Origin of the sequence: Francisella orientalis FNO12, assembly GCF_001042525.2 — a bacterium.
Lineage (GTDB): Bacteria > Pseudomonadota > Gammaproteobacteria > Francisellales > Francisellaceae > Francisella > Francisella orientalis.
Window position 1 is genome coordinate 1564740 of the sequence record NZ_CP011921.2, and the last position, 13029, is coordinate 1577768.

Consider the following 13029-nt stretch of genomic DNA (forward strand, 5'->3'; position numbering starts at 1 on the left):
TTATGTCTATCAAAAATTATGATGTAATAATAATCGGTGCCGGTGCAGCTGGGCTTATGTGTGCTATAGAAGCAGCCAAAAGATCTCGTAATGTACTAGTATTAGACCATGCTAATAAAGTAGGCAAAAAGATTCTAATGTCTGGTGGAGGAAGATGTAATTTCACAAACTATAATATCGCAGCTGATAGATACTTAGCTGATAATCCGCATTTTATGAAATCTGCACTATCAAGATATACTCAATGGGACTTTATCAGTCTAGTTAGTGAATATAATATTCCTTATCATGAGAAGACTCTAGGCCAACTTTTTTGTGATAACAAAGCTAAAAATATCGTTAATATGCTGTTAGATGAATGCCAGAAATATCAAGCTAAGATACAGTTGCATACAACTATTGATAACATTACAAAAAAAGAAGACATATTTTATCTAACAACCAGCAATGGTGAATACATATGTCAATCACTAGTGATTGCTACTGGTGGGTTATCTATACCTACTATGGGGGCAACTAGATTTGGTTATAAAATCGCCAAAAAATTTGGCTTAAAAGTTAACCCTCAAAGAGCAGGTCTTGTACCTTTTATTTTCAACTCGGAAGATCAACAAAAATTTGGACAATTACGTGGCGTATCAACTTACTGTAGAGCTTCAAATAATCGAGCAAGCTTCGACGAAAAAATTCTTTTTACACACAAGGGATTAAGTGGTCCAGCAATTTTACAAATATCATCTTATTGGCACTCGGGAGAGAGTATCGAAATTAATCTTTCCCCAAATGTAAATATTAGTGATTTTTTAACTTCAAAAAAAGAACAAGGCTCAAAAGTCATCCTAAAAAATACTCTATCGGAACTGCTACCGAAAAATCTCCTTAGTACATTTTTTGAAGACTCTCTACTTGAAAAAAGATTATGTGATTTATCTGCAGAACAGATAAATAAAACTCACCAACAGCTCCATCAATGGATAGTATATCCACAAACTACAGAGGGCTATCGTACCGCAGAAGTTACATTAGGTGGTATTAGTTGTGATGAAATATCATCAAAAACTCTTGAAGCAAATAGAGTCAAAGGTTTATACTTTATTGGTGAGGTTATTGATGTAACTGGATGGCTAGGTGGATATAATTTTCAGTGGGCTTGGGCTTCTGGATGGGCCTCAGGACAAGTTGTATAAATCTAATCGCTGAGCTATAATTAACTAAATATTTTTCGGGTCAAATATTCTAATATGAAAATACCTAACGAGAAAGAATTCGCTATAAAAAAAGCTATTCTAAAAGCCCTTGAGCAAGGCTATAGCGTTGCTCAGTTAGCGGATGGTTTTGGAGTTTCTAGAAGCCTGATATACAAATATCGTAGAGTACTTAGAGATCAAGGTTTCATCAGAAAAAATGAAAATGATATGTATGTCATTACTGAGAATAAATTTTCTATGAAACCAGAAACTCCTAAGACCGCTAGTCTTGATCTAAAATATGCTGAGTTAAGTGACCCTGATACTTATTCTGAACAAAATCAACCTATCGAAACTGTAGATAATGAAACTTTTTCTGATGAAAGCCATCTGCAAGATAATAGTTTAGCAACTATAGAATCAATTCAAGATTCCGTAGAACAAATGCAAAGACTTAATGAACTCAAAAAAGCTAATAAATTAAGAGCAAAAAAAGGTTTTTTGAATAAGGTCTTTGGAAAAATTAAAAAAATTATTTAGTAAAGGAACTACCATGTCAAAACTTATAGAAAATATTGCGGAATTTGCACATAAAAATTACATATCAGAAGAAACTGTAAAAGAATTAATTACTCATTTCACTAATGATGCTGAGAAAATTCAGAAATTTATTCTAGAAAAAACAGAATGAATTTTTGATGCTAACATTAGAAATTTAGAACTTAAGGAAGCTCTTAAGAACCTTAAATAACTTTTTCTTCTGAGATAATTATCTAAGCCACTTGCTTTTGGCTAGTATTTCCCAAATTCTTCAATGAGTTTTTAGCATTAACAATATTTGGACTATAAATATCCTTAGAATCTTCTAGAGCCTTTCTTACTGTACTTATATCTTGCTCTGGAAACTGCGACTCTTGTAAATTAGCATATAACAACGCAATAATACTAGTAACATGAGGAGTAGCCACAGATGTACCCTGCATATAGCCATACTCATAATTATTTAATGTAGAGTAAATCTGTGCTGTTTTGCCATAATTATAACTATCACCACCAGGAGCTCTAACAACTAGACTGTTTACTCTCCATTTTAGAATTCCATCCGGAGCATAGTATGTAGAGTAAGGTGCTAACAATCCTTTTGGTCCTGTAGATTCAACAACTATCGCATTTATATCTCTACAACCTGATGGTATGTCATTAAATAGATTTTTACCATCATTACCTGCAGCAATAACTACCGTGACACCTCTTTAATGTGCAGCCTGAATAGCCTCTTTCCATGCTGGGCATAATGTACCCATGTAGTTATCTCTCCACTCATCTTGACTAACTATAAGCTGTCCAGTATATGGATCAATCCTAGACATTCCCAGACTTAGATTAATAACTTTAACGGGTGCTTTGTTGTTCTCTAAATATTGGCCACTACTATTTTTTGCATATACCCGTGCTCCAGCTGCCCATTTGACAGATTCTAATATAGCATAGGTATCACCACTGCCATCATCTCCTAGAGCTCTAATAGGCAAAATTTTAATACCACCTATTTGGCCCTGCCACACCTTTAACTTTAGGGCCATTTGCAGCTACTGTCCTTGCTACATGTGTACCATGAAAACTACCATTATCATAGATATTACTAGATACTCTAAGCTCTCTATTTTTCATAAAAAAATAATAATGCTTATAATCTCTATCTATCTTTTTTGATATATCTTCAGGAGCGGCATAAGCTAATCCTGAATCAATTACTGCAACATCAACTCTCTTTGAGTTATCTAAAACCAAGTCCCATGCTCCGTATGCATCAATTCCACCAGTGACTTCTTTAGGGCTCTTCATATCCCATTGTTGTCCCCAGCTTATGATGTTATTTTGAAAATCAGCTGCATTAGTCGCTTGTGTATTATTTAAATCATAAGCATACATTTTTGAATTTTTTGGGATAGCATATTCAACATTTGGATTACTATCCATAAAACTTTTAGCCGCTGCATAAGCATTACTGTTTGATGCCTTTTGCGCTGCTCTACTTGATTGAGTCTTTAAACTAGTAGTAGTTGGCTGTAAAGGCTGAGCATCACTTACTTTTACAATTTTTGTTCTTGAATCTATTTCTTCAAGGACTTGATAATTTTGAGCTTGACTAGTACCTACAGCATTAGCACTAAATACAGCTCCAGTTTTATTTTGATTATCTTTATATTTAACAATTAGCTCAATATCATTTGCATACGCTAAGGCATACAAAGAAGCTCCTATTAAAAATATTTAAATTTTTCTTATTTTGACTATTTAGTAGACTTAAAATAAACTAACTCAATAAAGTGAGTTTGATTTTATAAAATGGATAACAAAAAAAATATTCTAATAACTGGTTGCTCTCATGGTGGAATTGGTTATGCTACAGCTATCTATCTTCGAGACAAAGGATATCAAGTTTTTGCTTCTGCTAGAAAGCAAGAAGATGTAGATAAGCTTAAAGCTGAAGGCTTTGATACTTACTTGATAGATGTCACTAATTATCAGCAGGTTGATAATGCTTTAGAGACTATTTTAGCTAAAACTGCTGGCAAATTAGATGCTGTATTTAATAATGCTGGATTTGGACAAGTTGGCGCATTAGAAGATATCGATACACAATTTATCAAAAAGCAATTTGAAACCAATATATTTGCTGTACACAATCTAACTAACAAAGCTATAAAAATCATGAGTAAACAAGGTTATGGGAAAATAATACAGCATAGTTCAATATTAGGGCTTATTGGCATGAGGTATCGCGGATCATACGTGGCTAGTAAGTATGCTCTAGAAGGTATGACTGATACTATGCGACTTGAGCTTAGGGATACCAATATTTTTATTAGTCTATTAAATACTGGTCCTGTAACAAGTAAATTTAGAGAGAATGCACTAAAGACTATCGATAATGTTGAAGTAGAAAACTCTCCTCATCATAAAGAGTATTATAGAATAATGCTTGGTAATCACAAACCTATCCCTTTTAACCTACCAGCAATTGAAGTAGCCAAAGTTGTTGAAAAAATTCTTATAGCAAGAAAACCAAGACCTAGATACTTTATAACAAAAGCCACTTGGATTATGACAACTCTTAAAAAATTTTTGACAACAAAAGCTTTTGACAAGGTTGTAGGAAAGTATTAACCATTATTTTCTAAACTTATACAAAAGCCATCCTACAAATATAAAAATCATTGGCCCTAAGATCAACTCAGATTCATATAGTACAATATCATAAAAGCTTGTCATATCGCTTGGTGGTTGAAAGCTAAATATTATACCTAATGATGTCGATACAAAAACTAGCGCTGCAAACAAATATTTTATCTTATGATTCATAAGCTTGATATAAGCGATTACAAGATATAAATAATGGATAAAATAAAGTACAGTAGCCATGAGGATCAAGATTTGATACATCGCATCAACTGAAGGCAACAAGTTTGTAAATACAACTATAAAGGTAACTAACACACCCATAAATATCAAAGTATTCCTTGGAGAATCGTGCTTGTTAGTTTTATGTAACCAGTCTGGCAAAATCCCTTTGGGACACATTTAAAAAAACATAATCACAGGTGCTAATAACCAAATACTAACTGCGGCAAATTCAGCAAATGTTAATAAAAATGTCATTAGCTTGGGAAACCATACCCAATGAAATTGACCAATGAAATTGATGACCTATAATCTCAAATGCTGTCATCAAACCAGATGCCTTACCAATATCATCAGGTGATGCTACTAGATTCAGAGCTACGGTGCCTAGTATATATAGTCCAAGTAATATAAAAGCAGATAAAATCAAACTATAATAAAGATTTTTCTTAGCATCTCTAACAGAGTTGGCAAAAGTAGGAATTATCTCAATACCAGCCATAGCAAACATAATAATAGTCAAAGTAGAAAGATTGTCCCACGAGCTACCATGAGGAGCTATTTTAGCCACAGAAAAATCAGTAGCACTATGCCTTACAGCTAGATAAGCTGCCACTCCTAGGACGATTATCTCAATAGCAGGTATAAATGAGCCTAAAATACCACCAATATCTACTAGATATTTGTTTGCCTTTAGACCATAAAAGCTAATTACCGTAATCAACCAAAAGCTGTCAATACCATCACAGTGATATAATAATGATTCTCAACTAATTCAGGCTTACCAATGAAGTAAGCAAAATTTGTAGCCAAAAATATTAGAACTGCTGGATAATAAAATATCGTATTAATCCAATAAAGCCATGCAACCATAAAGCCTGGTTTTTCACCCAAAGCTCTAGTAGTCCAAGCATACATACCTCCCTCATCAGGATACTTACGTGACAACTGTGTAGCGATAACAACTAATGGCAAGAAAAATACCAAATCACCGAGTATCCAAAAAAATATTGCTGATGCTCCTAAACACGCGGTAACAGGTATCCAACGAATACAAAAGTTAACAGTGACTGCCATTATAGTGACATCTTTTAATCCAAGAACTTTATTATCTATTGAGATTGAACTCATAAAATATATTACTCGTTAATAATTCATAAGATGATTATATACATCATGATTAAGAATAAATATTCTATAAGGTAATTTTTTAAATGATGAATTTGATTTTTAGATAAGAAAGATATGAAAATTTGAATATAGTCTTTGGATGATATCCAAAATATATCTAACAAGAGATACTTTTGGATATTAAGACTAATATTACATCATGCCTGGCATACCACCCATACCACCCCTAGGCATAGCTGGAGCATCTTCTTTGATCTCAGCAACCATAGCTTCTGTAGTGATCATAAGACCAGCGATTGATGCAGCATGTTGTAGAGCTGAACGAGTAACTTTAGTAGGATCTAAGATACCCATCTCAACCATATCACCATAAGTATCATTAGCAGCATTATAGCCATAGTTACCTTCTTTAGCTTTTACTTCGTTAACAACTACAGAAGACTCACCGCCAGCATTTGATACGATTTGTCTTAATGGTGCTTCGATTGCTTTTTTAAGTAATGCGATACCGTGATTTTGGTCATCATTATCACCAGTTAAGCCATCAAGAGCTTTTTGAGCTCTGATAAGAGCAACACCACCACCAGCAACGATACCTTCTTCTACAGCTGCACGAGTTGCATGAAGAGCATCATCCACACGATCTTTTTTCTCTTTCATCTCAGCTTCTGTAACAGCACCAACTCTAATTACAGCAACACCTCCCGATAGCTTAGCTAGTCTTTCTTGTAGCTTCTCTTTATCATAATCAGAAGTAGCTTCAGCAACATTTGCTTTAAGTTGGTTAACTCTATTAGCAATAGCATCTTTATTACCAGCACCGTCAATGATAGTAGTATCATCTTTAGATACTTGTACTCTACTAGCTGTACCTAAGTGCTCCATATTGGCTTCTTCTAGCTTCATACCTAGATCTTCAGAGATAACTGTAGCACCTGTTAAGATCGCGATATCTTCTAGCATAGCTTTTCTTCTATCACCAAAACCAGGAGCTTTGACTGCACATACCTTCACTACACCACGCATATTATTAACAACTAAAGTAGCTAAAGCTTCACTCTCAACATCTTCAGCGATGATCAGTAGAGCTTTACCTGACTTAGAAACACCTTCTAATACTGGAAGTAACTCACGAATATTAGAGATTTTCTTATCAACTAGTAAAATATATGGGCTTTCTAAATCAGTAGTCATATTCTCTTGGTTTGTCGCAAAATATGGAGATAAATAACCTCTATTAAATTGCATACCTTCTACGACATCAAGCTCATCTTCAAAGCCCTTGCCTTCTTCTACAGTGATTACACCTTCTTTACCAACTTTTGCCATAGCTTCAGCGATAAGCTTACCTACAGTAGAATCAGAGTTAGCAGAGATTGTACCCACTTGCTCGATAGATTTAGTATCTGAACAAGGCTTAGAAAATACTTTTAGCTCTTCTACTAATTTAGCAGCAGCCTTATCAATACCTCTTTTTAGATCCATAGGGCTCATACCTGCAGCAACTGCTTTTAGACCTTCTGTAAGTAGCGCTTGAGCAAGTACAGTAGCTGTAGTAGTACCATCACCTGCTACATCTGCAGTTTTAGAAGCTACTTCTTTAACTATTTGAGCACCCATATTTTCAAACTTATCTTCTAGTTCGATCTCTTTAGCGACAGATACACCATCTTTAGTGATTGTTGGTGCACCATAAGCTTTGTCTAAAACAACATTACGACCTTTAGGACCTAAAGTAACTTTTACAGCATTAGCTAAAGTATTAACACCATCTAGCATCTTTGCACGAGCTTCACCTGAAAATAAAACTTGTTTTGCAGCCATATTTAATTTCTCCTTTGAAATTTGTAAGATTTTTTGATTATCCGATAATACCCATGATGTCATCTTCTCTCATCATCAGAAGAGTCTCATCATTTACTTTCACTTCACTGCCTGAATATTTACCAAATAGTACTTTATCGCCTACTTTGACATCCATTGGCTGAGTAGAACCGTTGTCTAATTTCTTACCATTCCCAACAGCTACAACCTCACCTTGACTTGGCTTTTCTTGAGCACTACCTGTTAAGATAATTCCACCTACAGATTTTGTTTCTTCTTCTGCACGACGTACTAATACTCTGTCTTGTAATGGACGAATGTTCATAACAATCTTACTCCTTTGTTAATTATTGTTATTTTGTTTCTTTAAAAATGTTTTAAATTTTGTACAACTTAGAAAATCCATATATTCTAAGTACTTACAGAACTACATATTGAGCCAAAAAAGTCATTTTCAAGAATTTTTTGTATTTTTTTGTTAGAATTGCTTCATAAAAATTTATTTGTATATAAGCTGGTCTATTTTGTTAAAGAAAAGCATGAGCTTCTTAGCTCGATTAATCCATACTATTGGCTTTGAATTTTTTGGTATATTAATATTTACACCATTTGCTATGTTTGTTTTGCATAAAGATATGTTTCATATCGCAGGATTCGCTATTATTCTGTCGATAATAGCAATGCTTTAGAATCTCATTTATAACTATATTTTTGATGTCATCGAGCGTAAAGTAGATATGTGTCGTTCAAAAAGAGGAGTCATTATAAGAGTATTACATGCCATTCTTTTTGAAGCTGAGCTTTTGATTGTAATAATTCCGCTTGTTGCTTATATGCTCGATATGGGACTGATAGAGGCTATTATTGTTGATATTGGCTTTGTTATTTTTTTATCTTGTATATGCTTTTGTGTATAATTATATCTTTGATAAAATTTACTTTGGTTTTATAAATAAGTAAATATAGCACCTATAGCTTAACTGGATAGAGCGTCGCCCTCCGGAGGCGAATGCGGGGGTTCGAGTCCCTCTAGGTGTGCCATAAAATATAATCCATTCCACCTATAGAAATACTACAAAAATGTTATTATTTTTAATAGTTATAACTAAGAAAAGACTTATTGCAAAACTGGCATACAGAAATTATAATCTACACAATTATTGATAATAATTATCATTTATGGAATAAATAAATGTCAAAGTACAAGACTAAAACACAATATTTAATTAGAGGATATCTTCATAATTGTCCTGTCGCATACAGAAATAGACTTTTATCTTTAGGGTTATTACCTGGTAAAATCCTTGAGATCAAGCGCAAAGCTATTTTTGGTGGCCCATGCCAAGTCAGTGTAAGAAATGCTGATATTTCAATACGTATAAAAGAGCTAGATTTATTAGATCTAGAGGAGATCAAATCATGAGATATGCCTTAGTAGGTAATCCAAATTGTGGTAAGACAACAATATTTAATGTCCTTACAGGACTTAACCAAAAAGTTGGAAATTGGTCTGGTGTTACAGTAGATAAAAAAGTAGGATATTTTAAAGTTGACAATCAACAAGTTGAAATTGTTGATATTCCTGGCATATACAGTCTATCAGCATCAGATAATAGCTCTATAGATGAGCAAATAGCTTTTAACTATGTTATTCAAGAAAAACCTGATGCTATCATAAATGTGTTAGATGCATCTAATCTTGAAAGAAGCATGTATCTGACTATTCAGCTATTAGAGCTAAATGTACCTATGATTTTAGCTATCAATATGGTTGATGTTGCTAATAAAAATGGCGTCGTAATTAATTTTGATGGCTTGTCTAAACTCTTAGGAATAAATGTTTTTCCTGTGATAGGATCAAAAGGTGTAGGTATAAATGAGCTTAAAAATGCTCTTATAAAGCCTCAATTAACCCCACATTATGACTTAAGATCTCACTACTCCAAAGATATATTAGCATTAGATAATCAATTACAACAACTACGCCAATCTGATATTGCAAATCTATGGTTAGCAGGGGAGCTCTATGAGGGTAGAACTATTCAGTTAGAGCATGACTCTCCGGATATTGATATTAATGCTCTACTTACTGAACATGCTAAGCTAATAACAAACTCAGGACATAAGATACCTGAAATTCGTTATAGTATTGTTGATGACATTATTGAAAAAACTGTAAATTATACAACTTCAAAATCTCGTAGAAATATAACCCAAATACTAGATTCTGTGTGTATGAATCAATTTTTAGGTATACCTGTATTTCTTATGATGATGTATCTAATGTTCTTTTTCTCAATTACGTTTGGATCTGCTGTTCAACCTTTATTTGATGACTTTACAGCATCAATATTTATAGATGGTATAGCATACTACTCAAATGCTATTGGTCTACCTGAACAGTTGACTATGATACTCTCTCAAGGCTTAGGTACCGGTATTAATACTGTTCTTGCTTTTATTCCGCAAATAGGATTCTTGTTTATATTCCTATCGCTGCTCGAAGACTCTGGATATATGTCAAGAGCTGCTTTTGTCATAGATAGATTTATGCAATCTATAGGATTATCTGGTAAAGCTTTTGTACCAATGATAGTTGGATTTGGGTGTAATGTTGCTTCAATAATGGCATCTAGAACATTAGAAACACGAGAAGATCGTCTAATGACTATTATGATGGCACCATTTATGTCATGTGGAGCTAGACTTGCTATCTTCTCGGTATTCGCAACTGCATTTTTTCCAGAGCATGGAGCATCTGTAATATTTTTATTATATTTACTAGGAATTATCGCTGCAATTTTAACTGGATATGTTATTAAGTTTACATTCCTAAAAAATGAAGCAACTCCTTTTGTACTAGATATACCAAAATATCACTTACCACACTTTAGTACAATTATGCTTTATAGCTGGAATCGCTTAAAATCATTCATACTTAAAGCTGGTAAAGTTATTGTCCCAATAGCTATTATTATTGGTAGCCTAAATAGTATAAATGTTACTAAAAACGAATCCGCTCTTAACTATGCTGGTAAAAAAATAACTCCAATATTTGCACCTATGGGAGTTAGTGATGATAACTGGCAAGCTACTGTTGGCTTAATGACTGGAGTACTTGCAAAAGAGGTCGTTGTAGGTACGTTAAACACTCTTTATACGCAAGATGATAGTCAAGGTATTCCTGATAGCTACAGCGTTACCGATAACTTCAAAAATGCTATTTATACAACTTGGGATAACCTTTTCAACATGGACCTAAACCCAATCACAAGTAATGAGGCAGATGCTAATATGAGTAGCTCTGCTATGGGTAATATGACAAGTAAATTTAGCTCTGGGCTAGCTGCATTTTCATATTTACTATTCGTTCTATTATATATACCTTGTATATCTGTAATTGGTGCTACAGTTAGAGAATCTACTCGAGGCTGGGCAATATTATCTATATTATGGAGTTCAACTATTGCCTACACTTCTGCTGTAGTTGTATATCAGCTTGGCAATATATTTAACACACCAGACAAATCAATTATATATAGCACAATTGCCATAATTGGATTAGGTATTGTAATTGCTATAATGAGGTATCTCTCAACTAGAATCAAGTTTGTAGCAAATTTAACTGGTTGCTCAACTTGCCAAGTTAGAAAATAAAAACACCAACTTTATTCTTAGCATTTATCTTGCATAAACTATAGCCAAAATAAACGATCAAAGTATCTAATAATATATAATAGTGCTAGAATTTACATGTAAATCTAAGTTTAAGGCTTGCATGCTTAATAATAATTTAAAAACTACTGTTGCAATAATTGGAGCTGGTCCATCTGGCTCAGTTGCAGCAGCAATACTAGTCAAAAAAGGTTATGATGTAATTATCATTGGAAGACAAATATTCCCAAGATTCTCGATTGGTGAGAGCCTCTTATCCCAATCAATGCAGTATTTTGAAGAAGCTGAGATGCTTGATATTATCAAACAACAAGCGATGTTTCAGCATAAAAATGGAGCTGCTTTTAATAATAATACCGACTATATTTCTATAGATTTTAATCAAAAATTTACAGCAGGTTATGGTGATACTTTTCAGGTTAAACGAGGGATTTTCGACAAAGCTTTAGCTGATAAAGCTCAAGAGTTAGGTACAAAAATATTTTATAATACTGAAGTTATCCATGTAGCTGAAGAAATAGATAGTATCACTCTAACCATCAAAAATCTTGAAACCCAAGAACAATATAAATTAGAAGCTGACTTCATACTTGATACTAGTGGTTTTGGAAGAGTACTACCAAAATTACTTAATCTTGAAAAACCTTCTAACTTTCTAATGCACCAATCATATTTTTGTCATATAGAAGATAATATTACTGATGAAAGTTTCGATCGCAATAAAATTCTTATAAGTGTTCATCCAGAGCATCGAGATATTTGGTACTGGCTAATACCTTTCGCTGACGGAACATCATCTATCGACGTAGTTGCGAAGCCAAAAAGCTTCATTGATAACAATACCAATATACAAAATCTTGATAGCTTTATAAAACAAATACCATATTTAGCAAACTTAACATCAACCTCGACACTCAAATCTGATGTTCAAACTATCAAAGGTTACTTAGCAAATGTTTCTAAACTTTATGGCGAAAGATTTGCCTTGCTTGGTAATGCCGCTGAATTTTTAGACCCAGAATTTTCATCAGGTATAACCATTGCTGTTAAATCCGTATCCTTAGCAGTAAATGCTCTTGATAGACATCTAAAAGGTATCGAAGTCGACTGGCAAAAAGAATTTGTTGATGAATTATATATAGGTATTAATACTTTTAGAGAATTTGTTAGTGCTTGGTATGATGGAAGTTTACAAGATATTATATTTCATAAAAATAGTAGTCAAAATATAAAAGAACAAATTGTATCAATCTTAGCTGGATATGCTTGAGATAAAAATAACCCTTTTGTTAGAAATCCTAGACAAGGAATTAGAGCTTTATCAAGATTGTGTTGTTAAAATACTATTTGATAACAACCCCTTTCAATGCAACTCCAGACATTAAGAGACCCTCTCCACAAACATAAGTATCTTTACTTGATGTAGGATTATTTTTCCAGTTAGATTCAATATCTGCAACCCCTTTGCCGCCGGCAGCTTGTGATCGCTCTTTTAGATCAATTAATGCTGAATAAAAAGCCCAATTACAAGACTTCTCATAATGTTTAAATGCACCATTAGTTCTTTTGCTTGTATATATTGTTCCTTCAGCTGAATAATCAAATGGCTTAGAATCTTTACCAAAATAAAACTTAAAATCACCAAGTTTATTTTTGACTTTCTCAGGCATTACTTCCATAGCATTCTTGATACTCACATCATGAATATCATCCGAAGCATAAACAGATAAAGGTAAAACAAAACAGCCTGCAGCAACCAATGAAAGTAATATCTTTTTCATATTGTGTATCCTATAACTTTTCAGAA

General features: G+C 33.4%; 13 protein-coding genes, 1 tRNA gene and 2 pseudogenes. 9 read left to right on the forward strand and 7 right to left on the reverse strand.

The features are described from left to right. Positions 1–2 precede the first annotated feature (2 nt). The 3 genes from FNO12_RS08065 to FNO12_RS09705 are packed head-to-tail and all read left to right on the forward strand — an operon-like array spanning position 3 to position 1878. The gene (locus FNO12_RS08065; protein WP_014714730.1) at positions 3–1187 is read left to right on the forward strand and encodes a BaiN/RdsA family NAD(P)/FAD-dependent oxidoreductase; all 1185 of its coding nucleotides are present in this window, start codon (positions 3–5) and stop codon (positions 1185–1187) included. Between the two features lie 54 nt (positions 1188–1241). Beyond that, on the forward strand, positions 1242–1727 hold the full coding sequence (locus tag FNO12_RS08070; protein WP_030005757.1) for an FTL_1293 family small RNA FtrC-regulated protein: 486 nt from the start codon (positions 1242–1244) through the stop codon (positions 1725–1727). Between the two features lie 13 nt (positions 1728–1740). Further along, entirely contained in the window at positions 1741–1878 is a 138-nt protein-coding gene (locus FNO12_RS09705; protein WP_166687631.1) for a hypothetical protein, read from the forward strand. A gap of 82 nt (positions 1879–1960) precedes the next feature. Here the strand turns inward: FNO12_RS09705 and FNO12_RS11115 are convergent, their stop codons facing one another. Genes FNO12_RS11115 through FNO12_RS11125 form a run of 3 tightly spaced genes read right to left on the reverse strand, consistent with a single transcriptional unit; the run spans position 1961 to position 3440 of the window. Then, positions 1961–2422, reverse strand: a complete 462-nt coding sequence (locus tag FNO12_RS11115) for a S8 family serine peptidase (RefSeq protein ID WP_306807231.1) — start codon at positions 2420–2422, stop codon at positions 1961–1963. A gap of 18 nt (positions 2423–2440) precedes the next feature. Further along, the gene (locus FNO12_RS11120; RefSeq protein WP_231138719.1) at positions 2441–2752 is read right to left on the reverse strand and encodes a hypothetical protein; all 312 of its coding nucleotides are present in this window, start codon (positions 2750–2752) and stop codon (positions 2441–2443) included. Next, a complete protein-coding gene (locus FNO12_RS11125; RefSeq protein ID WP_231138720.1) occupies positions 2724–3440 on the reverse strand; it encodes a S8 family serine peptidase in 717 nt (238 codons plus the stop codon). Before FNO12_RS11125 ends, FNO12_RS11120 begins: the two co-directional genes overlap by 29 nt. 96 nt (positions 3441–3536) lie before the next feature. Between FNO12_RS11125 and FNO12_RS08080 the strand changes: the two genes are divergently transcribed. Then, a complete protein-coding gene (locus FNO12_RS08080) occupies positions 3537–4358 on the forward strand; it encodes an SDR family NAD(P)-dependent oxidoreductase (protein WP_014714727.1) in 822 nt (273 codons plus the stop codon). A 3-nt stretch (positions 4359–4361) separates the two neighbouring features. On the opposite strand, the pseudogene FNO12_RS08085 reads toward FNO12_RS08080, so the two are convergent. The 3 genes and pseudogenes from FNO12_RS08085 to FNO12_RS08095 form a co-directional block, all read right to left on the reverse strand. Then, a pseudogene (locus FNO12_RS08085) lies at positions 4362–5723 on the reverse strand (APC family permease). Between the two features lie 192 nt (positions 5724–5915). Continuing rightward, positions 5916–7547 carry a chaperonin GroEL gene (groL, locus tag FNO12_RS08090; protein ID WP_014714726.1) on the reverse strand — a complete coding sequence of 544 codons (1632 nt, stop codon included), beginning with the start codon at positions 7545–7547 and terminating at the stop codon, positions 5916–5918. A 37-nt stretch (positions 7548–7584) separates the two neighbouring features. Continuing rightward, positions 7585–7872 carry a co-chaperone GroES gene (locus FNO12_RS08095; protein WP_014714725.1) on the reverse strand — a complete coding sequence of 96 codons (288 nt, stop codon included), beginning with the start codon at positions 7870–7872 and terminating at the stop codon, positions 7585–7587. 214 nt (positions 7873–8086) lie between these two features. Between FNO12_RS08095 and FNO12_RS08100 the strand changes: the two are divergent. The 5 genes and pseudogenes from FNO12_RS08100 to FNO12_RS08120 all read left to right on the forward strand — a co-directional run bounded on the left by FNO12_RS08100 (position 8087) and on the right by FNO12_RS08120 (position 12492). Further along, positions 8087–8507 (forward strand): annotated as a pseudogene (locus tag FNO12_RS08100) (PACE efflux transporter). 5 nt (positions 8508–8512) lie between these two features. Then, a tRNA-Arg gene (locus FNO12_RS08105) sits at positions 8513–8588 on the forward strand. Positions 8589–8739: 151 nt separating this feature from the next. Further along, complete coding sequence (locus FNO12_RS08110; RefSeq protein WP_004287111.1) at positions 8740–8970, forward strand: FeoA domain-containing protein; 231 nt, start codon at positions 8740–8742, stop codon at positions 8968–8970. Then, positions 8967–11204, forward strand: a complete 2238-nt coding sequence (gene feoB / locus FNO12_RS08115) for a Fe(2+) transporter permease subunit FeoB (protein WP_014714724.1) — start codon at positions 8967–8969, stop codon at positions 11202–11204. Before FNO12_RS08110 ends, feoB begins: the two co-directional genes overlap by 4 nt. Positions 11205–11325: 121 nt before the next feature. Further along, positions 11326–12492 (forward strand): NAD(P)/FAD-dependent oxidoreductase, encoded by a 1167-nt coding sequence (locus FNO12_RS08120; protein WP_014714723.1) that lies wholly within the window; start codon positions 11326–11328, stop codon positions 12490–12492. A gap of 73 nt (positions 12493–12565) precedes the next feature. On the opposite strand, the gene FNO12_RS08125 is transcribed toward FNO12_RS08120, so the two are convergent. Then, positions 12566–13003 (reverse strand): hypothetical protein, encoded by a 438-nt coding sequence (locus tag FNO12_RS08125; protein WP_014714722.1) that lies wholly within the window; start codon positions 13001–13003, stop codon positions 12566–12568. Between the last annotated feature and the right edge of the window lie 26 nt (positions 13004–13029).

What these genes read in the sequence shown, in the direction of transcription:
- FNO12_RS08065 (WP_014714730.1), top strand. Translation starts at nt 3, where the DNA reads ATGTCTATCAAAAATTATGATGTAATAATAATCGGTGCCGGTGCAGCT.
- FNO12_RS08070 (WP_030005757.1), top strand. Translation starts at nt 1,242, where the DNA reads ATGAAAATACCTAACGAGAAAGAATTCGCTATAAAAAAAGCTATTCTA.
- FNO12_RS09705 (WP_166687631.1), top strand. Translation starts at nt 1,741, where the DNA reads ATGTCAAAACTTATAGAAAATATTGCGGAATTTGCACATAAAAATTAC.
- FNO12_RS08080 (WP_014714727.1), top strand. Translation starts at nt 3,537, where the DNA reads ATGGATAACAAAAAAAATATTCTAATAACTGGTTGCTCTCATGGTGGA.
- groL (WP_014714726.1), bottom strand. Translation starts at nt 7,547, where the DNA reads ATGGCTGCAAAACAAGTTTTATTTTCAGGTGAAGCTCGTGCAAAGATG.
- FNO12_RS08095 (WP_014714725.1), bottom strand. Translation starts at nt 7,872, where the DNA reads ATGAACATTCGTCCATTACAAGACAGAGTATTAGTACGTCGTGCAGAA.
- FNO12_RS08110 (WP_004287111.1), top strand. Translation starts at nt 8,740, where the DNA reads ATGTCAAAGTACAAGACTAAAACACAATATTTAATTAGAGGATATCTT.
- feoB (WP_014714724.1), top strand. Translation starts at nt 8,967, where the DNA reads ATGAGATATGCCTTAGTAGGTAATCCAAATTGTGGTAAGACAACAATA.
- FNO12_RS08120 (WP_014714723.1), top strand. Translation starts at nt 11,326, where the DNA reads ATGCTTAATAATAATTTAAAAACTACTGTTGCAATAATTGGAGCTGGT.
- FNO12_RS08125 (WP_014714722.1), bottom strand. Translation starts at nt 13,003, where the DNA reads ATGAAAAAGATATTACTTTCATTGGTTGCTGCAGGCTGTTTTGTTTTA.